This window comes from Nocardioides sp. AX2bis, assembly GCF_902506435.1.
In the GTDB taxonomy this organism is placed as follows: domain Bacteria; phylum Actinomycetota; class Actinomycetes; order Propionibacteriales; family Nocardioidaceae; genus Nocardioides.
Window position 1 is genome coordinate 1,530,875 of sequence record NZ_LR733215.1, and the last position, 25,341, is coordinate 1,556,215.

The window sequence follows — 25,341 nt, forward strand, 5'->3', positions numbered from 1 at the left end:
GCCCGCCACACTGGTTGAGTTCTGCAACCACCCCGGGTTCCCGTCGGGGCCGCGCAGGAGTAATTTCACCTGACGTGACAGACGTCGGTATCCGCGATCCGCAGGTCCTGCCCGGCTGGGACGCCCACCGGCGTGGCGTGGCGCGGCTGCGCGCGTCGTACGACGCGATCCCGGCCGGCGAGCCGGTCCGGCTCGCCAAGACGACCTCGAACCTCTTCCGGGCCCGCAGCACGACGACGGCGCCCGGGCTGGACGTCTCCGGCCTGACCGGGGTGATCGGCGTCGACCCCGCCACGCGGACCGCGCAGGTCCAGGGCATGTGCACCTACGAGGACCTGGTCGCGGCGACGCTGGTGCACGGCCTGGTCCCTCTGGTGGTGCCTCAGCTCCGCACGATCACCCTCGGCGGCGCCGTCACCGGGCTCGGCATCGAGTCCACCAGCTTCCGCCACGGGCTGCCGCACGAGTCGGTGCGGGAGATGGACGTGCTCACCGGGGACGGCCAGGTCGTCACCACCCGGCCCGGCGACCCCCTCTTCGACGCCTTCCCGAACTCCTACGGGTCGCTCGGCTACGCCACCCGGCTCGAGATCGACCTCGAGGAGGTGCCGGCGTACGCCGCCCTGCGCCACGTCCGCTTCCACGACGCGGCCGCGCTGTCCGCGGCCGTCGCGACCGTCGTCGCGACCGGGGAGCACGACGGGGAGCGCGTGGACGGGCTCGACGGCGTCGTCTTCGCCCCCGACGAGCTCTACCTGACCCTGGCCCGGTGGACCGACCGCAAGCCGGTCGACGGCGAGCCGCTCTCGGACTACGCGGGCCAGCAGGTGTTCTACCGCTCGATCCAGGAGCGCACCACCGACCTGCTGACGGTCGAGGACTACCTCTGGCGCTGGGACACCGACTGGTTCTGGTGCTCGGGCGCCTTCGGGGCGCAGCACCCGGTCCTCCGCCGGCTGTGGCCGCGGCGCTGGCGCCGCTCGGACGCCTACCACCGGCTGCTCGGCCTGGACCAGCGCTTCGGCATCGCCGACCGCCTCGACCGGAGGGCCGGGCGCCCGCAGCGCGAGCGGGTGGTCCAGGACGTCGAGGTGCCGCTGGACCGGCTGGGGGAGTTCCTGTCCTGGTTCGACGAGCACGTCGGCATGCGGCCGGTGTGGCTGTGCCCGCTGGTGGCGCGCCGCGACTGGCCCACCTACCCGCTCGCGCCCGGCGAGACCTACGTCAACGTCGGCTTCTGGGGCACCGTGCACGTCGGCCCCGACGCCCCCGACGGTCCGACCAACCGGGCGATCGAGGCCCGGGTGCACGAGCTCGGCGGCCACAAGTCCCTCTACTCCGAGGCCTACTACGACCGGGCGACCTTCGACTCCCTCTACGACGGCGCCACCCTGGCGGCCGTCAGCACGGTCACCGACCCCGACGGTCGGCTGACCTCCCTCTTCGACAAGGCGGTGCGCAACAGATGAGCACGATCCCGATCGGCGACGCGGTCGCCGGGCTGATGCGAGACGGGCTGCCCGTGCGCTTCGAGGCCTACGACGGCAGCACGGCCGGCCCGGCCGACGCCTCGGTCACGCTGCGCCTGCGCAACCGGCGCGGGCTGGCGTACCTGATGACGGCACCGGGCGACCTCGGCCTGGCCCGGGCCTACGTGGCCGGCGACCTCGAGCTCGAGGGCGCCCACCCCGGCGACCCGTACGACGCGATGACCCTCATCCTGAACCACACGAAGTTCCGGCGTCCCTCGGCCAAGGAGATCGTCGAGCTGGTCCGGGGGCTCGGGCTGTCGAACCTCAAGCCGCCCCCGCCGCCGCCGCAGGAGCACCTCCCGCGCTGGCGCCGGGTGATGGAGGGCATGCGGCACTCCGTGGCCCGCGACGCCGACGCGATCGCGCACCACTACGACGTGTCGAACGCGTTCTACGAGATGGTGCTGGGCAGCTCGATGACCTACACCTGCGCGGTCTACCCCGAGCTGGACGCGACCCTGGAGCAGGCGCAGGCCGAGAAGTACGACCTCGTGTGCCGCAAGCTCGGCCTCGAGCCGGGCATGCGGCTGCTCGACGTGGGCTGCGGGTGGGGCGGGATGGTCCGCCACGCCGCCCGCCACTACGGGGTGAAGGCGCTCGGCGTGACGCTGTCGCGCGAGCAGGCCCACTGGGCCAAGGAGGCGATCGACCGCGAGGGCCTCGGCGACCTCGCCGAGGTGCGCCACAGCGACTACCGCGACGTGCTCGAGGGCGACTTCGACGCCGTCAGCTCGATCGGGCTGACCGAGCACATCGGGGTCCGGCAGTACCCGGCGTACTTCTCGTTCCTGCGCGACCGCCTGCGCCCCGGTGGCCGCCTGCTGAACCACTGCATCACCCGTCCGCACAACCGTCCGGAGGAGACCGGCGCGTTCATCGACCGCTACGTCTTCCCCGACGGGGAGCTGACCGGGTCCGGGACGATCGTGGGCGCGATGCAGGACGTCGGGCTCGAGGTCGCGCACGAGGAGAACCTGCGCCACCACTACGCGATGACGTTGCGCGACTGGTGCGGCAACCTCGTCGAGCACTGGGACGAGGCGGTGGCCGAGGTGGGCCTCGGCACGGCCCGGGTGTGGGGGCTCTACATGGCCAGCTCGCGGATCGCCTTCGAGCGCAACGAGATCCAGCTGCACCAGGTGCTCGGCGTGCGCACGACCGACGACGGCGTCGACGGCCTGCCCCTGCGCCCCACCTGGTGAGGAGCGGCCCGGCACCCGCGATGATGGCCCGATGAGCACCCGGGCCGGCCTGCACACCGCGACCGTCGTCGCGCGCGAGCAGGTCACGCCGCACCTGGTCCGGCTGCGCCTCGGCGGCGCCGGACTGGCCGGGTTCACCTCGACCGGGGTGCCCGACGAGTGGGTCTCGCTGGTGGTCCCCGGGCAGTTCCAGGGGCGCTACTACACGGTGCGCGCGTGGGACGGCGCCGAGCTGGTGCTCGACGTGGTCGTCCACGACGAGGGCCTGGTGACCGAGTGGGTCGCCCGTGACTGCACCGGCGAGGAGGTCGTGGTCTCCGACCCGCGGGGCTCGTACGACCCTCCGCCCGGCTCCGGGTGGGTGGTGCTGGTCGGGGACCTCACCGCGCTGCCGGCGATGGCGCGCGTGTGCGAGACCACCGACCTGCCGGTGCGGGTGTGGGCCGAGGTCCCCGACGACCCGCGCCTGCTGGGCGAGTACCTGCCGACGGCCGGTGCGGACGTGACCTGGGTGCCGAGCCCCGGTGACGGCACCAGCGGCCTGGCCGCGGTCGTCGAGGAGCTCGTCTGGCCCGACGGCCCGGGGTACTTCTGGATGGCGGGGGAGTCCTCGCAGATGAGGGCGATCCGCAAGCAGGTGATGCGCGAGAAGCGCCTGGCCAGCCACGAGTACGACGTGATGGGCTACTGGCGGGCGAACGCGCGCCGGCAGCCGCGCAGCGTCGACCCGGGACCCATCTGGCGCGCCGGCAAGGCGGCAGGCAAGACTGACGAGCAGATCTGGGCCGACTACGACGCGGCGCAGCAGCGACAGCAGCAGGACGAGGCGAACGATGGCTGACCTTCCCCCTCCCTCCCCGCCCCCGGCGACCCTGATGTCGCACGAGTGGGCCGAGGGCCACCGCAGCGGCTTCGCGTCCTTCGTCGGCCGGCCCAACGCCGGCAAGTCGACGCTCACGAACGCGCTGGTCGGCACCAAGGTGGCGATCACCTCCGACAAGCCGCAGACCACCCGCAGCGTGGTGCGCGGCATCGTGCACCGCGACGACGCCCAGCTGGTGCTGGTCGACACCCCCGGCCTGCACCGCCCCCGGACGCTGCTCGGCGAGCGGCTGAACGACCTCGTGCGCACCACCTGGGCCGAGGTCGACGTCGTCGCGGTCTGCTTCCCCGCCGACGAGAAGATCGGCCCGGGCGACCGGTTCATCGTCACCGAGCTCGCCAAGGTCCGGCGCACCGTCAAGGTCGCCGTGGCCACCAAGACCGACCTGGCCACGCCCGAGCAGATCGGGCAGCACCTGATGGACATCGAGCGCCTGGGTCGCGAGACCGACACCGACTGGGCCGAGATCGTGCCCGTCTCGGCCGTCGCCGGCGACCAGGTGAAGCTGCTCGAGGACCTCCTGGTGGCGCAGATGCCGGAGGGCCCGCCCCTCTACCCGGGCGGCGAGCTGACCGACACCCCGGACGAGACCCTGGTCGGCGAGCTGGTCCGCGAGGCCGCGCTCGACGGGGTGCGTGACGAGCTGCCCCACTCGATCGCCGTGGTCGTCGAGGAGATGGTGCCGCGCGAGGGCCGCCCCGCCGACCGTCCGTTGCTCGACGTGCACGCGAACCTCTTCGTCGAGCGCGACTCCCAGAAGGGCATCGTGATCGGCCGCAAGGGCGCCCGCCTCCAGGAGGTCGGCACCAACGCCCGCCAGCAGATCGAGGCGCTGCTCGGCACCCCGGTGCACCTCGACCTGCGGGTCAAGGTGGCCAAGGACTGGCAGCGCGACCCGCGCCAGCTGCGCCGGCTCGGCTTCTAGGGCTCCTGGCCGGGCGGTCGGGTCAGTCGGGCGCCCAGCAGCGCCCGTACGTCTGGCCAGCCGCCCACTGCTCGGCGTCCGGCCACTCGTAGCCCCACTCGAACTCGGCGGGGTCGGCGGCCACGGCCTGGCCGGCGTCCTCGCAGGGCACCTGGCCGGCCTCGCGGGCGGCGGACTCGCCGGGGTAGTCCCCGTCGGGCAGCTCCACCACCGAGATCGCGCGCCAGCTGTGCTCGCGGGCGCAGACGACCCGCTCGAAGGCGTCGTCGTCCGGGGCCGCGGTGCCGCACATGCCGTACCGGTCGGACCCCTCGTCCGTGGCGAGCGTGCCCTCGAGACCGGGCCCGAGGTCGGCCAGCTCCTCGTCGGCGCCCACGGCGATCACGTCGCAGCGGAACCACTCCGCGCCCCGGTCGCTCTGGGCCACGGTGGGGGTGAACCACACGGTGCGCAGCATGCTGAGGCGGCGCGCCTCCTCGGTCCCGCCGAGGAAGTCGCCGAGGCGGCCCTGGCACTCCTGCTCGGGCTGCGCGCGCACGAGGGCGGAGTCGACGGCGAGCAGGTGGCCGTCGACGACGGTGTCGAGCCGGCCGGTGGCGAAGGTCTGGGCGGTGTGCTCCCGGTCGCAGGCGCCGGCCCGGGTGCTGATCGTCGGCGCGAGCGCGTCGGCGTAGCTGAGGTCGTAGCAGGCGCCCTCCTCCGGGGAGGGGACCTCGTCGGCGCGCGGCGGAGGCGTGGCCGAGGGCGACGGGGCCGACGTCGACGACTCCGCGGGCGCGGGGTCCGGCGAGGGGCCCGACCCGCCCGAGCAGGCGGTCGCCAGCAGCAGCGCGGCCGCGGCCGGGACGGTGACGAGCCGGGGGCGCCGCATCAGTCGGGCGTCCTGGCCCAGCACACCGAGCGGCGGTTGCCGGCGTCCCACTCCGCCTCGTGGAAGTAGGTGTAGGCGTACTCGAAGTCGACCGGGTAGTTCAGCCAGGCGCCCACGGAGTCGGAGCAGAAGTCGCGGGTGGTGACCTCGACGACCCGGTCCCCGGGGTAGGCCTCCTCGTCCTCACCGACCTTGATGGTCGTCACCGCGCGCCACTGGTGCGGCTCGGTGCAGGGCACCTTGGGGGAGCCGGCCACCACCTCGCCGTCGGCGCAGACCATCCACCGGTCGTCGGGACGGCCGAGCAGGAGGCCCTTGGCGGACCCGGGCAGGGGGACGTACGACGTGCTCTCGGCGCCGCCGCCGACCACGTCGCAGCGGTACCAGCGCGCGCCCTCGGCCCACGCCTCCTCGCTGGGGCGGAACCAGGCCCAGCTCACGATGGTGCGCATGGCCAGGGACTCGTCGGCGCCCAGGAACGCCTCGAACTTCGTGGCGCAGGTCCGGTAGGCGTAGTCGCTGACCTCGGGGGCGTCGTAGGCCGCCGTGTCCAGCGCGTCCGGCATCTCGCCGATCGCGTAGGTCTCCGCGGTGTGCTCCTGGCCGCAGCGCACCGTCTCGGTGGCGTTGCTCGCGGCGACCACGTCCTCGGGGGTCAGCACCCGACAGGCCCCGAGCTCGGGCGTCTCGACCGCGTCGACCTGGTCGGGGTCGGTGTTCACGCCCTGGGGCTCGCTGGCCCCGCACCCCGACAGCACCAGCACCGCCGGGGCGGCCACCCCGGCGAGCACGCGCAGGGCGGCAGACCTCAGCACAACGGACCCCCACACGACTCGGATCGACCTCCACGGACAGGGACTCAGGGTAGGCGATGCGCGGTGCCCGGTCGGCGACCAGGGCTCAGTCGGAGAGGAGGGCGGCCAGGGTGGCCCCGAGCTCGTACGCGGCGCTCCGGTCCGGTTCGCCCACGTCGCCGAGCACCTCGAGGACTGGCGCGGCACGGGTCCACGGGAGCGCTGCGACGATCCCCTCCACGGCCCGGACGGCGCCGACGGTGTCGTACCGGCCGTGCACCCACAGGCCCCACGGCCTGCGTCCCGCGGCCGGCGCGCCGGCCGCCGAGCCGTCGTCGGAGAGCGCGCCGCCGACCTCGAGGAAGACGGTGTCGAAGAAGTGCTTCAGCGCGCCGCTCATGTAGCCGAAGTTGGCCGGCGTCCCGAGCAGGACGCCGTCCGAGCCGAGCACGTCGTCCGCCGTGGCCTCCAACGCCGACCGCTCGAGCACCTCGACGCCCTCGATCGCCTCGTCCCGGGTCCCCGCCAGCGCGGCCTCGGCCAGCGCGGCCGTCCCGCGGGTGGGGGAGTGGTGCACCACCAGCAGCCTCGTCACCCGACCGACCGTAGCGCCGGTCGGCCGCACGCCGACGGAAGAACGTACACAAGGCCCGTCGCGGCCGTCCTGCCTCCGAGCACAAGCCCCTGACCTGCGACGACGCGGAGCGCCCCGAGCAGGATCCGGGAACTGTACGTTCTTCCGTCGCCCGCAGGCCGGACACGCCTGCCGACTCGCGCCGCGGTCGGTTAGAGTCCTGGCCATGTCGTGCGCGCTGCTCCTCCTTGGCCGCCGCAGCGAGGTCTGAAACCGGACCCCCTCGCTGCGGAGGTTCGTGCTGTGCCCGGTGACCACCACCCGCCACACCTCGCGAGGACCCCGATGAACCAGCAGATGAGCACCCGTTCGGTCGTCAGCTTCGACACCAACCCGCAGCAGCCCAGCGGGATGCCGCACCAGCGCTACGAGCCCTTCGTGCCGGTCGTCCTCGACGACCGCACCTGGCCGACGAAGTCGATCACGCAGGCACCCCGGTGGTGCGCGGTCGACCTGCGCGACGGCAACCAGGCCCTGATCGATCCGATGTCGCCGACGCGCAAGCGCGCGATGTTCGACCTGCTCGTGGGCATGGGCTACAAGGAGATCGAGGTCGGGTTCCCCAGCGCCAGCCAGACCGACTTCGACTTCGTGCGTCAGCTGATCGACGAGGGCGCGATCCCCGACGACGTCGTGATCCAGGTGCTGACGCAGGCCCGCGAGGAGCTGATCGAGCGCACCTTCGAGTCGCTGCGCGGCGCGAAGCAGGCGATCGTGCACCTCTACAACTCCACCTCGACCCTGCAGCGCCGGGTCGTCTTCGGCCTGGACCAGGACGGCATCCGCGACATCGCCGTCCAGGGCGCGCGGCTGTGCAAGAAGTACGAGGAGAGCATCCCGGAGACCACCGTCTTCTACGAGTACTCCCCGGAGTCCTACACCGGCACCGAGCTCGAGTTCGCCGTCCGCGTCTGCAACGACGTGCTGGAGGTCTTCGAGCCGACCGCCGCGAAGCCGGTGATCATCAACCTGCCGGCCACGGTCGAGATGACCACGCCCAACCTCTACGCCGACTCCATCGAGTGGATGGACCGCAACCTGGCCCACCGTGAGCACGTCGTGCTCTCGCTGCACCCCCACAACGACCGCGGTACGGCCGTGGCCGCCGCCGAGCTCGGCTACCTGGCCGGCGCGGACCGGATCGAGGGATGCCTGTTCGGCAACGGCGAGCGGACCGGCAACGTGTGCCTGGTGACGCTGGGGCTGAACCTGTTCACCCAGGGCGTCGACCCGCAGATCGACTTCTCCGACATCGACGAGGTCCGCCGCACCGTCGAGTACTGCAACCAGCTGCCGGTCGCCGAGCGCCACCCGTACGGCGGGGACCTCGTCTACACCGCCTTCTCCGGCAGCCACCAGGACGCCATCAAGAAGGGCTTCGAGGCCCTGGAGCGCGACGCCGCCGCGGCCGGTCACGGCGTGGACGAGCACCCGTGGGCGGTGCCGTACCTGCCGATCGACCCCAAGGACGTCGGCCGGTCCTACGAGGCCGTGATCCGCGTCAACAGCCAGTCCGGCAAGGGGGGCGTGGCCTACATCCTCAAGACCGAGCACAAGCTGGAGCTGCCCCGCCGCGCGCAGATCGAGTTCAGCCGGACCATCCAGGCCCGCACCGACGCCGAGGGCGGCGAGGTCACCCCCGGCGAGATCTGGGCGGCCTTCCGGGCCGAGTACCTCGACCGGACCAGCCCGCTGCGCCTGGACTCGGTGCACACCTCGTCGGCGGCCGGCGAGCGCGACGCGCTCACGGTGGGCGTCGAGGTCGACGGCGAGCTGCGCCGCCTCGAGGGCACCGGCAACGGCCCGATCGCGGCCTTCGTGACGGCCCTGAACAGCCTCGAGCACGACCTCGACGTGCGGGTGCTGGACTACCACGAGCACGCCCTGTCGGCCGGCGGCGACGCGATCGCCGCGGCGTACGTCGAGTGCACCGTCGGCGACGAGGTGGTGTGGGGCGTCGGGCTGGACGCCAACATCGTGACGGCGTCGCTGCGGGCCGTGCTGAGCGCGGTGAACCGCTCGAAGCGTGCCGGTGCTGCTGGTGCCTGACGCCGAGCGGGTCCTCGTCTCCGAGCGGATCGGGCAGCTCTTCCACGAGGGTGAGGGCAGCCGGGACCGCCTGGAGTTCACCGAGTACGGCGGGGGCGACCGCTGGGTGGTCCTGCTGCACGGCCAGCTGATGCCGCGCCGGATGCACCAGCACCTGGCCCGGGCGCTGGCCGCCGGCGGGATGCACGTGGTGACCCTCGACCTGCTCGGGCACGGCCGCTCGGACCGGCCGGCCGATCCGCTGATGTACTCCATGACGGCCTTCGCCGAGCAGGTGGTGGCGCTGCTCGACCACCTCGGCGCCGAGCAGGCGGTCGTCGGCGGCACGTCGCTGGGCGCCAACGTCTCGCTCGAGGTCGCCGTGATGGCCCCCGACCGGGTCCGCGGGCTGCTGCTGGAGATGCCGGTCCTCGACAACGCGCTGGAGGCCGGGATCCTGGCCTTCGGCCCGCTGCTCTTCGCGGCGCGGTTCCTGCCGGTGAGCATCAGCGCCCTCCGGCTGCTGACCCGCCCCGTCCCGCGCGGGCTGGTGCCGTTCTGGGTCGGGATCGGGCTGGACACCCTCGACCAGCGGCCGGGGCCGATGGCTGCCGTCGTGCACGGGCTGTTCTTCGGCCGGATCGCGCCGGCCCGGCGGATGCGGCGTGCGATCGCGACCCCGGCGATGGTGGTCGGGCACCCGGCCGACCCGATCCACCCGGCGGCCGACGCGCACATGCTCGCCGGGGAGATGCCGGACGCGCGCTTCGTCCGGGCGCGCAGCATCCTCGAGTGGCGCGTGTCGCCGGCCCGGCTCGACGGTCTCGCGCTCGACTTCGTACGCGAGTGCTGGTCGGCGCCGGTCCCAGCGGACGACCCGCGGACTGCCTGACGCCTCCCCGGTGGTCGAGGAGCGAGCGCACGGTCCCCGGTGGTCGAGGAGCGAGCGCAAGCGAGCGTCACGAGACCACGACCCGGTGGTCGAGGAGCGAGCGCAAGCGAGCGTCACGAGACCCGCCCGGCCTCACGCTCCGGCGACCGGGGCTGGGGGATGATCGGGGGGTGCCGACCTACCGTGACGAGGCCGTCGTCCTGCGCACCCAGAAGCTGGGCGAGGCCGACCGCATCATCACGCTCCTGACGCGCTCCCACGGCCGGGTGCGGGCGGTGGCCAAGGGCGTGCGCCGCACGTCGTCGCGGTTCGGGTCGCGGCTCGAGCCGTTCACCTACGTCGACCTCCAGCTCTACGAGGGTCGCAACCTCGACACGATCACCCAGGCCGAGACCAGGGCGGGCTGGTACGCCGAGATCGGGCTCGACTACGAGCGCTACACCGCCGGCACCGTGATGCTGGAGACCGCCGAGCGGCTGGCCTCGGAGGAGCGCGAGCCCGCGGTGCAGCAGTTCCGGTTGCTGGTCGGGGCGCTGCACGCCCTGGCCGGGGGTCGCGCGCCCGGGCAGGTCCTGGACTCCTACCAGCTGAGGGCGCTGGCCACCGCCGGCTACGCGCCCGCCTTCGACCACTGCGCGCACTGCGGTCTCGTCGGGCCGCACCGGTGGCTGAACCCCTCGATGGGCGGGGCGCTGTGCACGACCTGCCGGATCCCGGGCTCGGCCAGCCCGGCGCCGGAGACGATGACGCTGCTGGCCGCGCTGCTCGTGGGCGACTGGCCGACCGTCGAGGCCGCCGACCCGCGGCACGCCAAGCAGGCCGCCGGCCTGGTGTCGGCGTTCGTGGCCTGGCACCTCGAGCGGCAGCTGCGCTCGCTGGAGCACCTCGAGCGGTGACGCCCGTAGGCTGCGCGCCGTGAAGCGTGCCGTCCGTCGTCCGACCCCCCACCCCTCTGGCGCGACCCCGCCGCCGGTCCCGCCCGAGCTGGTGCCACGCCACGTCGCGGTGGTGATGGACGGCAACGGACGCTGGGCCAAGGAGCGCGGCCTGCCCCGCACCCGCGGCCACGAGCAGGGCGAGGCGGCGCTGTTCGACGTGGTCGAGGGCGCCATCGAGATGGGAGTCAAGGCGATCTCGGCCTACGCGTTCTCCACCGAGAACTGGTCCCGCTCGCCCGAGGAGGTCCGCTTCCTGATGGGCTTCAACCGCGACGTCATCCGACGCCGCCGCGACGAGATGCACGAGCTGGGCGTCCGCGTACGCTGGGCCGGACGTGCGCCGCGGCTGTGGCGGTCGGTCATCAAGGAGCTCCAGGTCGCCGAGGAGCTGACGCGCGACAACGACGTGCTGACCCTGACCATGTGCGTGAACTACGGCGGACGTTCCGAGATCGCCGACACCGCCCGCGCGATCGCCCGCGAGGTCGCCGCCGGCCGGCTGAACCCCGAGAAGGTCGACGAGAAGACCTTCGCGCGCCACATGTACGTCCCCGAGCAGTCCGACGCCGACCTGGTCTGGCGCACGTCGGGCGAGCAACGGCTGAGCAACTTCATGCTGTGGCAGTCGGCGTACGCCGAGCTCGTCTTCACCGACGTGCTCTGGCCCGACGTCGACCGGCGCGAGCTGTGGAAGGCGATCGACCTCTACGCCCGGCGTGACCGGCGGTACGGTGGAGCGCGGTAGCCGTCCGCCCAGTGGCGGGGGCGGTCGGCGTTCCGGTCAGCAGCGGCCGATGTAGCTCAACGCGTCGGTGTCGCCCAGCCCGCCGTCGGGCGTGCTGAGGCCGTAGCCGAAGACGTGGGTCCGGGGGTCGGGCACTCGCAGCACCCGGACGGCCGTCGTCTGGCCGGCCTCGGTGGAGAACCGTGTGCGGTCGACGAGCGACCCGCCGCGCCGCACGGTGAACGTGGCGTCGGCCGTCTGGGGCGACTGGTTCACGAGTCGCACCCGGACCTTGACCGCGCGGCCCTCCTCGGCCGGGACCTTGCACGCCTGGGGGCGCGCTCCGTCGACGTCGGCCAGGGTGGTCCAGGACGCCGCGGCGGCCGGTGCGACGACCGCGAGGGGCAGCAGCATCCCGGCGGACGCAGCGGTGACGGCGAGGGCGGCGAGGCGATAGGCGGGGCGTCGGGGGGTGCGCATGCGGGTGACCCTAGTGGCGGGGGTCCACCAGGATCTTGCCGGAGGACCCGCGGCTCTGCAGCAGCTGCTGCGCGGCGGCGGCCTCCGCGAGCGGGAAGGTGGCGGCGACGGTGACCACCATCGAGCCGTCGCGGACCGCGGCGAAGACGCGCTCGCAGCGCTCGAGCAGCTCGGCCCGGTCGACGACGTGGTCGACGACGGTCGGACGGGTGAAGTAGAGCGAGCCGCGCTTGTTGAGGTCCGGTCCGCTGACCGGGTCGGGAGCACCGCTGGCCTGGCCGAACAGCACGTACGTCCCGCGGCGCCGCAGGCTGTCGAGGCTCGCGTCGCGGGTGCTCGCGCCGACCCCGTCGTACGCGACGTGCACCCCGCGGCCGTCGATCAGCCGGCGGACCTCCGCGGCCACGTCGACACCGTCGCCGTACTCGATCGTGGCCACGGCCCCGGCGGCCTCGGCCGCGCGGCACTTCTCGGCCGTCGAGGCGGTGCCGATCACGCGGGCTCCGAGCCGGGTGGCTGCCCGGGTCAGCAGGAGGCCGGTGCCGCCGGCGGCGGCGTGGACGAGGACGTCGTCACCGGGGGAGACGGCGTAGGTCGACCGGGTCAGGTAGTCGACGGTGACGCCCTGCAGCATCACCGCGGCGGCGTCGGCGTCTGACAGGTCCCCCGGGACGGGGACGCACCGCTCCGCGGGGACGACCACGCGCTCGGCGTAGCCGGCGCCCGGCACCATCAGCCAGGCAACCCGGTCACCGACCGCGACCTCCGTGACGCCGTCTCCGAGCTCGACGACCCGACCGGCGCCCTCGGACCCGGCGGTGAACGGCGTCGGGGCCTGGTAGACGCCCTCGCGCTGGTAGAGGTCGATGTAGTTGACCCCGGCGGCGGCCACCTCGACGACCACCTCGCCCGGTCCGGGCCGGGGGTCCTCCAGGTCCACCAGGGCGAGGACCTCGGGCCCGCCGAACTCCGTGACCTGTACCGCGCGCATGGTGCCTCCTGTGGTTCGCCGTCCTGACGGGGCCACTGTGCCGCACGGTGTGCACCGGGACGTGGTCGGTCAGCGGTCGGTCAGTCCTCGGCGAGGTGGGTCGTGCCGTCGGGCGTGCGGAGGAACCGCTCGCCGTGGGGTGAGCGCCAGAGGAAGACAGGTCGCGGCCCGGTGGGGTCGATCGCGCTGTAGGACCAGCCGGCGCGGGTCTTGAGCTGGTGGTGGTGGCCGCACAGGGGAGCGAGGTTGGTCTCGCTGGTCTGGGGCTGGTCGTCCGGGTCGGTTCCTGATGGTGGGTCCGGGTCGCTGTCCCGGTCCTCCGGCGGAGGGTCGGGGTGCTCGTAGGCCACGACGTGGTCGAGCTGGAGCGCGCGGGAGGGGCGCTCGCACCAGGGGAAGACGCAGGTGGGGTGGCGGAGCAGGACGCGCTCGCGCAGGCCCTCGCCGGGGGCGTAGGCCGAGGTGGCGTGGTCGGCGGGGTCGTCGTTCAGGTCGACGACCGGTGTGACGCGGAGGTAGGTGTCGGTGCGGCCGCACCAGGCGCGGACCTGCGACTCGATGACCTGCCGCAGCGTGGTGCCGTCCCGCACGAACATCTCCAGGCCGGCGAGGTGCTCCGGTGTCAGGTGGAGGTAGCCGACGATCTCGCGCCTGGGCGCCGGGAGCGGCACGGTGCCCCCGGGTGCCGCGGTCGCGACTGAATCGGGCTGCAGGAGGGCCAGTGCGCGGGCCGGGTCGGCCAGGACCCCCACGGCCCGGGCCCGGCGCACGTCGAGGGAGTCGTGCGCGTCGGGCGAGCCGCTGGCGGCGTCGGCGGCCTGCAGCGCCGCCGCGACCACGGAGAGCACGGCATCGAAGTCGTCGAGGTCGGCCCAGTCGCCGCGCAGCGTCATCTCGACGATCCCCGTGTGGTTGATCCCGGACCGGTGGAGCGTGGCGTGGCGCGCGTCGAGGGCGTCGAGCTGGTCCATCTCGCGCTCCTCGGGGTGCAGCTCGAGCATCGCCTCGTCCAGCAGCGCGTCGAGCCGGCGGTGACCCACGGTGGCGACGACCCGGTGGGCCCGGTCGTCGACGTAGGCCACGACGTCGGGCGGGGCGCCGAGGACGACCTGGGCGACGCTCCGGGCCCGCCAGGCCGGCACCCCGCCCTGCAGGACCCGGGCCCAGGTGCGGGGGAGCCGGTGCTCGAGCACCAGGGCGTCCCGGATCAGCGCCTTGCCGGAGGTCGTGGTCATCCGGTGCGCAGCGGCGAAGGCGGCGGGGGCGTCCCAGCGCACCGGTGGGATCCCGAACCACTCGGGGTCGACCCCCTCCCCGCCGTTGACCTCGTCCAGGTCCACGCCTCCCGCCGCTGCTGCCTCGAGCCCCTCGAGGTCGAGGCCACCGTCATCGGCGGCGGAGCGTGCTCCGGCCCTGACGGGGACCCACCAGCGCGACATGGGCCCGTCCACGTCGGCGGGGTGTGCGTCGGCCCAGGCCACGGCCAGCACCAGCAGGTCGACGCCGGCACGCTCCTCGGCGGCGTGCGCCTCCCGCACCAGGGCAAGCAGGTCGGCCGGGGTCGTCACCCCGCCGGTGACGCGCTCCTCCCGGGCGGTGACCGCGGCTGCGGTCCGCTGATCCGGCGTCGCGAATGGCTTCATGGAACTACTATACTAGAACAGGTGTTCGAAAGGCAAGTGAGATTGCTAGCTGTCAGTCCGCTGCCCGGTCGTCACGAGCCTTCCCGCGAGCAGCAGCGCCGGCGCCGTCACGGCCACGCACGGCGTGGCCATGACGATCCCGACCATGAACAGGCCGGTCTCGTCCTCCGCCGACCACCAGGCGAACAGGGTCAGCACGGTCGAGACCACCGCGACGGTGCACAGGCCCACCACGTGACCCGTGCGCGGCCGCGCCACGGCCCCCGCGACCACGCAGGCCGCCGCGACACCGGCGAACCAGGCCACGTGGGCATGGTCGCTCGGCTTGCCGTCCGCCCACGAGACGAACGCCAGCCAGGCGACCGCCGGGGCGAGCACCACCAGGGCGTACGCCGCCGTCGTCCGTCGCCACGTCGTGCCACTCGTGCCGGTCCGCGCCCTGTCAGGTCCCATGACCCGATCGTGGACCGGGGGAGGGTCCGGTGTCGTGAGCAGGACTGCTCAGACCGGAGTGCCGTTCGGTCGCGCTAGGAGACCGCCCCCGCCAGCGGCCACAGGGCCGCGGCCAGCGCGAACGCGCTGAGGCCCAGCGTCGTCTCCATGACCGTCCAGGTCTTGAAGGTGGTCTTCTCGTCCATCCCGAAGAACCGGCTCACCAGCCAGAAGCCGGAGTCGTTGACGTGCGAGAGCACGGTCGCCCCGGCGGCGATGGCCACCACGACGAGGGCGACCTGCAGGTCGCCGAGGTCGGCGGCCTGCGAGGCCACCAGTCCGGCGGCGGTGGTCAGGGCCACGGTGGCCGAGCCCTGGGCCACGCGCAGGGCGGTGGCGATCAGGAAGGCCTGGAGGAGCAGCGGGACGCCCAGGTCGCCGAGCGAGGTCGTCAGCGCCTCGCCGATGCCGCTGGTGCGCAGCACGCCGCCGAACATCCCGCCCGCGCCGGTGATCAGGATGATCGAGCAGATCGGTCCGAGCGCGTCGTCGAGCAGGCCCTGGGTCTCGTCCAGCGTGCGGCCACGGCGCCCGATGGTGACGATGGCCGCCAGCACGGTGATCAGCAGCGCCACCGGGGTCTGGCCGATCAGGACCAGGGCGTCGGTGACCGCGCTCGACCCGACGACGTCGGCCTCGATCAGGGTGGTCGCGACGGTGTTCGCGCCGATCAGGACCATCGGCAGCAGGAGCAGGGTCAGCACCAGGCCGAACGCCGGCGGCGCGACCGTACGGGTGTCGGTCGCCGTCGTGCCCGCACGGTCACCGGGGGCGTCGCCGTGGGCGTCGCGCTGCTCCCCGAGCAGCAGGTCCGGCATCGCCACGTCGACCCGGGCGCCGATCCAGCGCGAGAACAGGTAGACCCCGACGTACCAGGAGACGAGCGCGACCGGGAGACCCACGAGCAGCAGCACGCCGATGTCGCCGCCGAGCAGGGTGCCGGCGGCGACGGGACCCGGGTGCGGCGGGACCAGCGCGTGCATGGCGGCGAAGGCGCCCGCGGCCGGCAGCGCGTAGTAGAGCAGCGAGCCGCCGAACCGGCGGGCGACGGTGAGGATGATCGGCAGGAAGACGACCAGGCCGGCGTCGAAGAAGATCGGGAAGCCGAAGACCAGGGCAGCGACCCCGAGCGCGAACGGCGCCCGCTTCTCGCCGAACCGGGAGATGAGGGTGTCCGCCAGCACCTGGGCGCCGCCGGTGGCCTCCAGCAGCCGCCCGAGCATGACGCCGAAGCCGACCAGAAGTGCCACCGTCCCCAGGGTGGTGCTGAACCCGCTGACCAGGGCTTCGGGCACGTCGGCCAGCGGGATGCCGGCGGCGATCGCCGTGAGCAGGCTGACCAGGACGAGCGCGAGGAACGCGTGGAGGCGCACCACGATGATCAGCACGAGCAGCAGCGCGACCGCGGCGGCCGCGATCAGCAGCAGCACTCCGGTGCCGTAGGCGGGGGCGAGGGCGTCCATCGGAGCTCCTGGTGCGGTCGGGGGTGTGTGGGTGAGAGGTCAGGCGCCCAGGCGGGCGCGGACAGCGTCGAGCGCGTCGCCGACGACCTCGGCGGCGCCGGGGGCCACGTCGACCACGGTGCCGTCCTCGTCGTCGCCGAGCAGCTCGAGGGTGTCGAACTGCGAGCGCAGCAGCCCGGTCGGCATGAAGTGCTTCTCGCGCTGCTCCATCCGCGGCTCGAGGACGGCGTAGTCGGCATGCAGGTGCACGAAGAACATCGCGTCGACGCCGTCGGTCAACCGGTCGCGGTAGGACCGCTTCAGCGCCGAGCAGGTGATGACGCTGCTGCGGCCGTCGGCCGAGTGCTCCCGGGCCACGCGGTTGATCTCGTCGAGCCACGGGGCGCGGTCGGCGTCGGTGAGCGCGTCACCGGACTCCATCTTCGCGACGTTGCTGCGGGGGTGGAGGTCGTCGCCCTCGACGAAGGTCCAGCCGAGCTCGTCGGCCAGGCGGCGACCCACGGTGGACTTCCCGGTCGCCGAGACACCCATGACCACGACCTGCAGCGACGACATGTCGCCGCACGCTACCCGTGTCGACCGGGACCTCCGGCCCTGCCCTCGTGCCGGTCCGGGTCAGGAGCCGGCGGCGGACGCGGAGGTGCAGTCGCGGCAGGACCCGAAGATCTCCAGCGTATGGCTGACCTCGGCGAAGCCGTGCTCCTCGGCGATGGTCCGGGTCCACCGCTCCACCGCAGGCCCCTCGACCTCGACCGCGGCGCCGCAGGAGCGGCAGACGAGGTGGTGGTGGTGGGTGGCCGAGCACCGCCGCCACAGCGCCTCGCCGTCCTCGGTGCGCAACGCGTCGACGTCGCCGGACTCCGCCATCCGCTGCAGCGTGCGGTAGACCGTGGCCAATCCGACCTTCTCGCCACGCTGGCCGAGCAGCGCGTGGATCTCCTGCGCCGAGCGGAAGTCGGTGAACGAGTCGAGGGCCCGGGCGACGGCCGTGCGCTGGCGGGTCGGACGCATCTCCGTGGCCGTCTCGCGCTCAGTGCTCGTCATAGTGCCCTCCGTGGGGAGCGTGCCGGTGGCCGTCGTGAACGTAGTCGAGGTGGTCGCCGTGCGGCACCGCCGGGTGACCGCAGTCCTCGCCGTGCGCGTGGTCGTCCTCGTCGTGGGCGTGCGCGTGGTCGGCGGGCACCTCGTCGTCGAACGGCACCCGGGCCCGTTGCCGTCGCCGCAGCCAGACCCCCAGCGGCCAGGTGAGGACGAACACGGCCAGCGACAGCAGCACGATCGTGGCGCCGGGCGCGACGTTCGCGCGGAACGACGCGAGCGCCGCGATGACCAGGCCCCCGAGCGAGGCCAGGACGCCCAGGCCCATCGCGGCCACCAGCGTCGTGCGGAACGACCGGGTCACCTGCTGCGCGGTGGCCACGGGCACGACCAGCAGTGCCGAGACCAGCAGCAGCCCGACGGTCCGCATCGCGACCGTCACGCTGAGCGCGGCCAGCACCGCGACGAGCAGGTTGTAGGCCCGGACGTTCAGCCCGGCCACCCGGGCGAACTCCTGGTCGTGGGAGACCGCGAACAGCTGCGGTGCCAGACCGAGGCAGAGCACGGCCACGACCGTGGCCAGCACCATCGTGACGAGCACGTCGGGGATCGTGATGGTCAGGATCGAGCCGAAGAGGAAGCTCTGCAGGGTGCTGGCGTTCTCCCCGCCCAGGCCCGTGATCAGCACCCCGCCGGCGAGTCCCCCGTAGAAGAACAGCGCGAGCGCCACATCGCCGTTGGTGTGCCCGCGCTCGCGGATCAGCTCGATCAGGGTCGCGCCGAGCACCGCCACCACGACGGCGGTCCAGGTGGGGGAGGTGCTGGTGACCAGCCCGATCGCGACGCCGGTGACGGCCACGTGGCCGATCCCGTCGCCCATCAGCGCCAGCCGGCGCTGCACGAGGTACGTCCCGATCGCCGGCGCGGCGATCCCGACGAACACGGCCGCGATCAGCGCCCGCTGCATGAACGGCAGCGCGAAGAGGTCGGCCGGGGTCATCGCCGACCCCCGCGGTCGTCATGGCGGTGGTCGTGGCGGTCGTGGGCGGTCAGGGGAGCGCTCACCGACGGCACGTGGTCGTGGCGCGAACGGTGCTCGTGCGCGGTGTGGTGGTGGGAGTGCGCCTCGCCGAAGTCGGGGTGGTGCACCTCGTGGTCGGCCAGCGGGGGACCGTCGTAGGCGACCCGGCCGTCGCGCATCACCACGGCCCGGTCGACCAGCGGCGCCAGCGGGCCGAGCTCGTGGGCGACCAGGACGATCGTCGCGCCGCGCTCGCGCAGCTGCCGCAGGCTCTCGGCCAGGGCGTGCTGGTTCGGCAGGTCGACGCCGGCGGTCGGCTCGTCGAGGAAGAACAGCTCGGGCTGCCCGGCCAGCGCCCGGGCGATCAGCACCCGCTGCTGCTGGCCGCCGGACAGCGACGAGACGCCGTCCTTGGCGCGGTCGGCGAGGCCGACCACCTCCAGCGCGTCGGCGATCGCGGCGCGGTCCGCCCGGCCGAGCGGTCGCAGCAGGCGCCGGCGGGTCAGCCGGCCCGAGGCCACGACCTCCCACACCGAGGCCGGGACCCCGGACCCGGCGCCGGTGCGCTGGGGGACGTAGCCGACCCGCTCCCACGACCTGAACTCGTCCAGCGGCGTCCCGAACAGCTCCAGGCGCCCCGCGGTGAGCGGTCGCAGCCCGGTCAGGGCCCGGACCAGCGTGGACTTGCCCGACCCGTTGGCGCCCATCAGCGCCACGAAGTCGCCGGCGCCGACCGTGAGGTCGACGTGGCGGAGCACTGGGCGTCCCTCGATGGAGACGGCACCGTCCTGCAGCCGGACCGGCAGCAGCGGGTCGGCGGGCAGGGGGTCGGGGGGCTGCGTCACGAGCAGCCGTTGGCGGCGCGCAGCGCCTCGAGGTTGGACCGCATCAGGGAAAGGTAGTCCTCGTCGGCGGTCTCCCCGGTCAGGCCCTCGATCGGGTCGAGCACCGCGGTCTCCACGCCCGCGTCCCGAGCCAGGGACTCGGTGAGCGCAGGGCTGGCCAGCCGCTCGGAGAAGACGGTGGTGATGCCGTCGGTGGCGATCAGCTCCTGGAGCCGACCCAGGTCGGCCGGGGTGGGCTCGGCGTCGGGGGAGAGGCCGGCCACCGCCTCGATGTCGAGGCCGTAGCGGTCGAGGTAGCCGAACGCGTCGTGGCTGACCACGATCGTGTCCCGCTCGCAGGAGGCCAGGCCGGCCTCCAGGTCGGCGTCGAGAGCCTCGAGGTCGGTGCGCAGCGCGGCCGCGCCGGCGGCGTACTCCTCGGCCCCGTCGGGGTCGACCTCGGCCATCGACTCGGCCACGGCGTCACCGGCGTCGGCCATCAGCGTCGGGTCCAGCCAGAAGTGCGGGTCCAGGTCACCGAGATCGGCGTGCTCGGCGTGCTCCTCGTCGGTCTCGCCCTCGTGGCCCTCCTCCTCGGCGTGGTCGTGCTCCTCGTCCAGGGTGGTCAGCTCCACCACGTCGGTCACGTCCAGGACCTCGCCGGGGGCGTTCTGCTCGACGGCCTCGTCGACGGCGGCCTGCAGCCCGCCCTCCAGCACGACCAGGTCGGCGCCCGCGACGGTCGCGTTGTCGGCGACCGACAGCTCGAGGTCGTGCGGCTCCTGGCCGGGCGCGGTGAGCGAGGACACGTCGGCCCGGTCGCCGGCGACGCGGGAGGCGACGTACTCGAGCGGGTAGAACGCGGCGACGACCTGCGGCGTGCCGCCGTCGTCCGCGCCCCCGGCGGTGCCGTCGGAGAACGCGGCGCAGGAGCTGAGGCCCAGGCTGGCCAGGGCGACGGTGGCGAGGACGGGCAGGGTGCGGAGACGACCGGGCTTCATGACAACGATTCTCACCCGCAGTGAGAACGATTGTCAAAACTCCTCGCTCGTCGAGTCGGGCCTAGGGTGGCTGCGTGCTCGTCGTCACCCGCTTCCGCGTCCCCGCCGCCGAGGCGCCGGGGTTCCGGCTCGACCTCGACCGGGCCCGCCAGGCGCTCTCCGAGCGGCCGGGCTACCTCGACGGCACCGTGGGCCGCAACGTCGACGACCCCGACCTGTGGGTGCTGACCACGCGCTGGGAGCACGTCGGGGCCTACCGTCGTGCGCTGTCGTCCTACGACGTGAAGCTGCACGCCGTCCCGGTGCTCGGTCGGGCGCTCGACGAGCCGAGCGCCTACGAGGTCGTCGAGCCCGGCACCGTGCTCAACGAGGGGTCCGCGCGGTCGTTAGGCTGAGCGCTTCGCGACCGGCAGCCGGCCGGCCGTGACCCTGCCGAGGAGCTGTTGCCCGTGGCCAAGCCACCGCCGTCCACCGTCGATCTCGTCGTCTCGCTGGCCAAGCGCCGCGGCTTCGTCTTCCCCAGTGGCGAGATCTACGGCGGCACCCGCTCCGCGTGGGACTACGGCCCGCTCGGCGTCGAGCTGAAGGAGAACATCAAGCGCCAGTGGTGGCGCTCGATGGTCCAGATGCGCGACGACATGGTCGGCCTCGACTCCGCGATCATCCTGCCCCGGCGCACCTGGGAGGCCAGTGGCCACGTCGCGACCTTCTCCGACCCGCTGACCGAGTGCCAGTCCTGCCACAAGCGCTTCCGTGCCGACCACCTCCAGGAGGAGCACGCCGAGCGCAAGGGCCTCGAGGACCCCGACGCGGTCGACCTCACGAAGCTGGCCTGCCCCAACTGCGGCACCCGCGGCGCCTGGACCGAGCCGCGCCAGTTCTCCGGGCTGCTCAAGACCTACCTCGGCGTGGTCGAGGACGAGTCCGGCCTGCACTACCTGCGCCCCGAGACCGCGCAGGGCATCTTCCTCAACTTCGCCAACGTGGTGACCAGCAGCCGGATGAAGCCGCCGTTCGGGATCGCCCAGATCGGCAAGAGCTTCCGCAACGAGATCACCCCGGGCAACTTCATCTTCCGCACCCGCGAGTTCGAGCAGATGGAGATGGAGTTCTTCGTCAAGCCCGGCGAGGACGAGGAGTGGCACCAGTACTGGATCGACCAGCGCACCCAGTGGTACGTCGACCTCGGCATCGACCCCGCCAACCTGCGCCACTACGAGCACGCGCAGGAGAAGCTGAGCCACTACTCCAAGCGGACCGTCGACATCGAGTACCGCTTCCGGTTCGCCGGCTCCGAGTGGGGCGAGCTCGAGGGCGTCGCGAACCGCACCGACTTCGACCTCTCCACGCACGCCGAGGCCTCCGGCCAGGACCTGTCGTTCTTCGACCAGGCCGCCGGGGAGCGCTACACGCCGTACGTCATCGAGCCGGCCGCCGGCCTCTCGCGGAGCCTGATGACGTTCCTGGTCGACGCCTTCCGCGAGGACGAGGCGCCCAACACCAAGGGCGGCGTGGACAAGCGCACCGTGCTCGGCCTCGACCCGCGCCTGTCGCCGGTCAAGGTCGCGGTGCTGCCGCTGTCGCGCAACGCCGACCTCACGCCCAAGGCCAAGGACCTGGCCGCCGAGCTGCGCCGGAACTGGAACGTCGACTTCGACGACTCCGGCGCGATCGGTCGTCGTTACCGCCGCCAGGACGAGATCGGGACGCCGTACTGCGTGACCGTGGACTTCGACACCCTCGAGGACCAGGCCGTCACCGTCCGCGAGCGCGACACGATGAGCCAGGAGCGGATCGGGCTGGACCGGCTCACCGGCTGGTTCGCCGAGCGGCTCGTCGGGTGCTGACCGTGCACAATGGAGCGGTGAACGGGCTCAGCACACGCACGCGTCGTCGTACCCGCCTCGGCGCTGGCCTCGCGGTCGTCGTCCTCGGTGCCTCCGCGCTCGCCGGCTGCTCCGGCGGCTCGGAGGAGGCGGCGGACGCCGCGCCGTCCGAGGACTCCTCGGCCAGCAGCGAGGAGTCGTCGGAGGCCACCGACGCGCCCAGCGCCGAGCCCTACCTCCCGGTGCCCGACGGCGTCGAGCTCACGCCCCAGGGGAGCCTGCTCGGTGTCGGCGACGAGGCCGTCGTGGCCTACGAGCCGCGCCAGGACCGGGTCGGCGTGCTCGGCATCACCGTGCGCGAGCTGCGCGAGACGACCTTCGAGGAGTCCTTCGAGGGCTGGCAGCTCGACGACCGGACCCGCGCCTCCACCCCGTACTTCGTCGACGTCTCCGTCACCAACGAGGGGCGCACCGACCTCGGTGGCCGTCCGGTCCCGCTCTACCTGCTCGACGACGCCAACACGCTGATCGAGGCCTCCACCTTCGCCGGTGACTTCGAGCCCTGCCCGAGCGCCCCGCTGCCGAAGACCTTCGCCAAGGGCGACACTACCCGGGGCTGCCTGGTCTTCCTGGCCCCCGAGGGCCAGGAGCTGGCCGGCGTCAGCTTCCGGCCCGACCAGGACTTCGACGCGATCACCTGGGCCGGCGACGTGCAGCAGCCGGCCGGGAGCGGCGGCGGGAACCAGGGCGGCGGCAACAGCGGCGGGAACCAGGGCGGCGGCAACGGCGGCGGGGGCAACGGCTGAGCATGCCGACCTCCACCGCCACCCTCCCCGGGCCGCTCCGCCTCGGTGACCTGACCGTCGAGACGCCGGTCGTGCTGGCCCCGATGGCCGGGATCACCAACGCGGCCTACCGCCGGCTCTGCGCCGAGCACGGGGCCGGGCTCTACGTCTGCGAGATGATCACCAGCCGTGGCCTGGTCGAGGGCGACCGGCACACGCTGGACATGCTGGTCTTCGACGAGGCCGAGCAGGTCCGCTCGGTGCAGCTGTACGGCACGGACCCGACCTACGTGGCCCGCGCCACCGAGATCCTCTGCGCCGAGCACGGCGTGGCCCACGTCGACCTCAACTTCGGCTGCCCCGTGCCGAAGGTGACCCGCAAGGGCGGCGGCGGGGCGCTGCCGTGGAAGCGCGGCCTGCTCGCCGACATCCTCGAGGGTGCCGTCGAGGCCGCAGCCCGGTACGGGGTGCCGGTGACGATGAAGACGCGGCTCGGGCTCGACCGCGACCACCTCACCTACCTCGACGCCGGTCGGATCGCCCAGGAGACCGGGGTCGCGGCGATCGCCCTGCACGGCCGCACGGTGGCGCAGGCCTACTCCGGCCAGGCCGACTGGGACGCGATCGGCGAGCTCGCGTCCAGCGTCGACATCCCGGTCCTGGGCAACGGCGACATCTGGGAGGCCGCGGACGCGGTCCGGATGGTCGAGCAGACCGGTGCCGCCGGCGTCGTCGTCGGTCGCGGCTGCCTCGGGCGGCCCTGGTTGTTCCGCGACCTCGCCGCTGCCTTCGCCGGCGAGGAGACCGCCACCCTGCCGCGGCTGGGCGAGGTGTCGGCGATGATGCGCCGTCACGCCGAGCTGCTGTCGCGTCACATGGGGGAGGAGCGGGGCTGCCGCGAGTTCCGCAAGCACGTGTCCTGGTACCTCAAGGGCTTCGCCGTCGGCGGCGACCGACGTCGGGCGCTCGGGCTGATCGACACCCTGGCCGGCCTCGACGACCTGCTCGCCGACCTCGACGTCGACGAGCCGTACCCCGTCTCCGAGCTGGGCGCCCCGCGCGGACGCCAGGGGTCGCCCCGGGGGCGCGTCGTGCTGCCCGAGGGGTGGCTGGACGACACCGACGGTCGTTCGACGGTGCTGGTCGAGGCCTCGGACGAGGCCACCGGCGGCTGACGGGCCCGGTTGGCGAGCGCCGGACGTACGTCCGTGGGACTCGGGACCAAGGTCACGAAAAGGTCACGAACGAGTCACGGAAGGGTGACGGGACCCACGTCCCGGATCCTCGTGGCGATTGTCCAGCGTCGCAGACCGTGTGCTTGACTCCTCGACTGTGCCGTGATGGGGACGCGATCGTGCGAACCCGTCCCACTTGTCCTGACCTCGATCAGCAAAGGATCTGCGCTGTGGCCGAATCCAGCCACAAGCGGGACACCAATGCCCGCCGCCTGCCCCGACCCAGCGTCCTGGCCGGCTCCGTCGCCGCTCTGGCGACCCTCTCCGTCGTCTCCGTCGGAGTGCTCAGCTCCTCCCCGGCAGCCTCGGTCCTGATGGCCGACGACCCCTCCGACACCGGCTCCGGCCAGGTGGCCGCCGCCCCCGAGGTGGAGCTGGCGGCCGACCGTGGCCTCGCGCCGCTCTCGCGCTCGGCGGTCCGCGGGACCACGCTCGAGGAGGTGCCGACCGCCCTCGAGCGCGTCACCGCCCCGGCGGCCGTCGACCGTGCCGTCGCCGCCGCCGACGACCAGCGGTGGTCGACCGCCGACCTGAACCTGTGGTCCGGCCCGTCCGACGCCGCGGCCAACGTCGGCCTGCTCGAGTCCGCCGACAAGGTGCTGGCCACCGGCCGCACCTTCCTCGGCCGCGACGAGGTCGTCGTCGACGGTGCGTCCCGCTGGGTGACCGCGGGCTACCTCGCCGACGAGAAGCCCGAGCCCGAGCCGAAGCCCGAGCCCGAGCCGGAGACCGCCACGGCGTCCGGCAGCGCGGTCGACACGAGCGGCGGCTGCACCAACGGCACCTCGGTGCCCTCCGGCGTCAGTGCCAACATCGTCTCGGTGCACGCCGCGGTCTGCGCCGCGTGGCCCGAGATCAGCACCTACGGCACCTTCCGCAGCGACGGCGAGCACGCCCAGGGCCTCGCGGTCGACATCATGACGTCGGGCCAGACCGGCTACGACATCGCCGACTACCTGCGTGCGAACGCCGGCTCGCTGGGCATCAACTACATCATCTACTCCCAGCAGATCTGGTCCGTCGACCGCGCGGCCGAGGGCTGGCGGGGCATGGAGGACCGCGGGTCCACCACCGCCAACCACTACGACCACGTGCACGTCACCACGTACTGAGCACCAC

General features: G+C 73.3%; 26 protein-coding genes. 13 read left to right on the plus strand and 13 right to left on the minus strand.

Annotated elements, in window-relative coordinates:
- Positions 1 to 74 precede the first annotated feature (74 nt).
- Genes GV155_RS07280 through era form a run of 4 tightly spaced genes read left to right on the plus strand, consistent with a single transcriptional unit; the run spans position 75 to position 4,542 of the window.
- Entirely contained in the window at positions 75 to 1,469 is a 1,395-nt protein-coding gene (locus tag GV155_RS07280) for an FAD-binding oxidoreductase (protein WP_236554130.1), read from the plus strand.
- Complete coding sequence (locus GV155_RS07285) at positions 1,466 to 2,734, plus strand: class I SAM-dependent methyltransferase (protein ID WP_160006593.1); 1,269 nt, start codon at positions 1,466 to 1,468, stop codon at positions 2,732 to 2,734. The genes GV155_RS07280 and GV155_RS07285 overlap by 4 nt, the downstream gene beginning before the upstream one ends.
- Positions 2,735 to 2,765: 31 nt before the next feature.
- Positions 2,766 to 3,575, plus strand: a complete 810-nt coding sequence (locus tag GV155_RS07290; RefSeq protein WP_160006595.1) for a siderophore-interacting protein — start codon at positions 2,766 to 2,768, stop codon at positions 3,573 to 3,575.
- Between the two features lie 34 nt (positions 3,576 to 3,609).
- Positions 3,610 to 4,542 (plus strand): GTPase Era, encoded by a 933-nt coding sequence (gene era / locus GV155_RS07295; protein WP_201300284.1) that lies wholly within the window; start codon positions 3,610 to 3,612, stop codon positions 4,540 to 4,542.
- A gap of 22 nt (positions 4,543 to 4,564) precedes the next feature.
- On the opposite strand, the gene GV155_RS07300 is transcribed toward era, so the two are convergent.
- The 3 genes from GV155_RS07300 to GV155_RS07310 all read right to left on the minus strand — a co-directional run bounded on the left by GV155_RS07300 (position 4,565) and on the right by GV155_RS07310 (position 6,802).
- Positions 4,565 to 5,413 (minus strand): septum formation family protein, encoded by an 849-nt coding sequence (locus tag GV155_RS07300; RefSeq protein ID WP_160006598.1) that lies wholly within the window; start codon positions 5,411 to 5,413, stop codon positions 4,565 to 4,567.
- Positions 5,413 to 6,228, minus strand: a complete 816-nt coding sequence (locus GV155_RS07305) for a septum formation family protein (protein WP_236554132.1) — start codon at positions 6,226 to 6,228, stop codon at positions 5,413 to 5,415. Before GV155_RS07305 ends, GV155_RS07300 begins: the two co-directional genes overlap by 1 nt.
- A gap of 85 nt (positions 6,229 to 6,313) precedes the next feature.
- Positions 6,314 to 6,802 carry a flavodoxin family protein gene (locus GV155_RS07310; RefSeq protein ID WP_160006600.1) on the minus strand — a complete coding sequence of 163 codons (489 nt, stop codon included), beginning with the start codon at positions 6,800 to 6,802 and terminating at the stop codon, positions 6,314 to 6,316.
- 336 nt (positions 6,803 to 7,138) lie between these two features.
- Between GV155_RS07310 and leuA the strand changes: the two genes are divergently transcribed.
- From leuA to GV155_RS07330, 4 genes are all read left to right on the plus strand, one after another.
- A complete protein-coding gene (gene leuA / locus GV155_RS07315; RefSeq protein ID WP_236554134.1) occupies positions 7,139 to 8,890 on the plus strand; it encodes a 2-isopropylmalate synthase in 1,752 nt (583 codons plus the stop codon).
- A complete protein-coding gene (locus tag GV155_RS07320; RefSeq protein WP_236554136.1) occupies positions 8,883 to 9,761 on the plus strand; it encodes an alpha/beta fold hydrolase in 879 nt (292 codons plus the stop codon). The genes leuA and GV155_RS07320 overlap by 8 nt, the downstream gene beginning before the upstream one ends.
- 170 nt (positions 9,762 to 9,931) lie before the next feature.
- Positions 9,932 to 10,657 carry a DNA repair protein RecO gene (gene recO, locus GV155_RS07325; RefSeq protein ID WP_160006602.1) on the plus strand — a complete coding sequence of 242 codons (726 nt, stop codon included), beginning with the start codon at positions 9,932 to 9,934 and terminating at the stop codon, positions 10,655 to 10,657.
- 19 nt (positions 10,658 to 10,676) lie between these two features.
- Complete coding sequence (locus GV155_RS07330) at positions 10,677 to 11,444, plus strand: isoprenyl transferase (RefSeq protein ID WP_160006604.1); 768 nt, start codon at positions 10,677 to 10,679, stop codon at positions 11,442 to 11,444.
- A gap of 36 nt (positions 11,445 to 11,480) precedes the next feature.
- Here the strand turns inward: GV155_RS07330 and GV155_RS07335 are convergent, their stop codons facing one another.
- The 10 genes from GV155_RS07335 to GV155_RS07380 form a co-directional block, all read right to left on the minus strand.
- Complete coding sequence (locus GV155_RS07335; protein ID WP_160006606.1) at positions 11,481 to 11,903, minus strand: hypothetical protein; 423 nt, start codon at positions 11,901 to 11,903, stop codon at positions 11,481 to 11,483.
- A 10-nt stretch (positions 11,904 to 11,913) separates the two neighbouring features.
- Positions 11,914 to 12,894 (minus strand): quinone oxidoreductase family protein, encoded by a 981-nt coding sequence (locus GV155_RS07340; protein WP_160006608.1) that lies wholly within the window; start codon positions 12,892 to 12,894, stop codon positions 11,914 to 11,916.
- A gap of 80 nt (positions 12,895 to 12,974) precedes the next feature.
- Positions 12,975 to 14,537, minus strand: a complete 1,563-nt coding sequence (locus GV155_RS07345; RefSeq protein ID WP_160006610.1) for an HNH endonuclease signature motif containing protein — start codon at positions 14,535 to 14,537, stop codon at positions 12,975 to 12,977.
- A gap of 45 nt (positions 14,538 to 14,582) precedes the next feature.
- The gene (locus tag GV155_RS07350) at positions 14,583 to 14,990 is read right to left on the minus strand and encodes a hypothetical protein (protein ID WP_160006612.1); all 408 of its coding nucleotides are present in this window, start codon (positions 14,988 to 14,990) and stop codon (positions 14,583 to 14,585) included.
- Between the two features lie 74 nt (positions 14,991 to 15,064).
- The gene (locus tag GV155_RS07355) at positions 15,065 to 16,492 is read right to left on the minus strand and encodes a GntP family permease (RefSeq protein ID WP_160006614.1); all 1,428 of its coding nucleotides are present in this window, start codon (positions 16,490 to 16,492) and stop codon (positions 15,065 to 15,067) included.
- Between the two features lie 39 nt (positions 16,493 to 16,531).
- Positions 16,532 to 17,047 carry a gluconokinase gene (locus GV155_RS07360; protein ID WP_160006616.1) on the minus strand — a complete coding sequence of 172 codons (516 nt, stop codon included), beginning with the start codon at positions 17,045 to 17,047 and terminating at the stop codon, positions 16,532 to 16,534.
- A gap of 60 nt (positions 17,048 to 17,107) precedes the next feature.
- Positions 17,108 to 17,536, minus strand: coding sequence for a Fur family transcriptional regulator (locus tag GV155_RS07365; protein WP_160006618.1), 429 nt, complete (start codon positions 17,534 to 17,536; stop codon positions 17,108 to 17,110).
- Entirely contained in the window at positions 17,523 to 18,530 is a 1,008-nt protein-coding gene (locus GV155_RS07370; protein WP_160006620.1) for a metal ABC transporter permease, read from the minus strand. Before GV155_RS07370 ends, GV155_RS07365 begins: the two co-directional genes overlap by 14 nt.
- The gene (locus GV155_RS07375; protein WP_236554138.1) at positions 18,527 to 19,396 is read right to left on the minus strand and encodes a metal ABC transporter ATP-binding protein; all 870 of its coding nucleotides are present in this window, start codon (positions 19,394 to 19,396) and stop codon (positions 18,527 to 18,529) included. The genes GV155_RS07370 and GV155_RS07375 overlap by 4 nt, the downstream gene beginning before the upstream one ends.
- Positions 19,393 to 20,376, minus strand: a complete 984-nt coding sequence (locus tag GV155_RS07380) for a metal ABC transporter substrate-binding protein (RefSeq protein WP_160006622.1) — start codon at positions 20,374 to 20,376, stop codon at positions 19,393 to 19,395. The genes GV155_RS07375 and GV155_RS07380 overlap by 4 nt, the downstream gene beginning before the upstream one ends.
- Before the next feature lie 74 nt (positions 20,377 to 20,450).
- On the opposite strand from GV155_RS07380, the gene GV155_RS07385 reads away from it, so the two are divergent.
- The 5 genes from GV155_RS07385 to GV155_RS07405 all read left to right on the plus strand — a co-directional run bounded on the left by GV155_RS07385 (position 20,451) and on the right by GV155_RS07405 (position 25,334).
- Positions 20,451 to 20,771, plus strand: coding sequence for an antibiotic biosynthesis monooxygenase family protein (locus GV155_RS07385; RefSeq protein WP_160006624.1), 321 nt, complete (start codon positions 20,451 to 20,453; stop codon positions 20,769 to 20,771).
- 54 nt (positions 20,772 to 20,825) lie between these two features.
- On the plus strand, positions 20,826 to 22,223 hold the full coding sequence (locus GV155_RS07390; RefSeq protein WP_160006626.1) for a glycine--tRNA ligase: 1,398 nt from the start codon (positions 20,826 to 20,828) through the stop codon (positions 22,221 to 22,223).
- Between the two features lie 17 nt (positions 22,224 to 22,240).
- On the plus strand, positions 22,241 to 23,008 hold the full coding sequence (locus GV155_RS07395) for a hypothetical protein (RefSeq protein ID WP_160006628.1): 768 nt from the start codon (positions 22,241 to 22,243) through the stop codon (positions 23,006 to 23,008).
- A gap of 2 nt (positions 23,009 to 23,010) precedes the next feature.
- The gene (dusB, locus tag GV155_RS07400; RefSeq protein WP_160006630.1) at positions 23,011 to 24,162 is read left to right on the plus strand and encodes a tRNA dihydrouridine synthase DusB; all 1,152 of its coding nucleotides are present in this window, start codon (positions 23,011 to 23,013) and stop codon (positions 24,160 to 24,162) included.
- A gap of 230 nt (positions 24,163 to 24,392) precedes the next feature.
- On the plus strand, positions 24,393 to 25,334 hold the full coding sequence (locus GV155_RS07405) for a hypothetical protein (protein WP_160006632.1): 942 nt from the start codon (positions 24,393 to 24,395) through the stop codon (positions 25,332 to 25,334).
- Positions 25,335 to 25,341 lie beyond the last annotated feature (7 nt).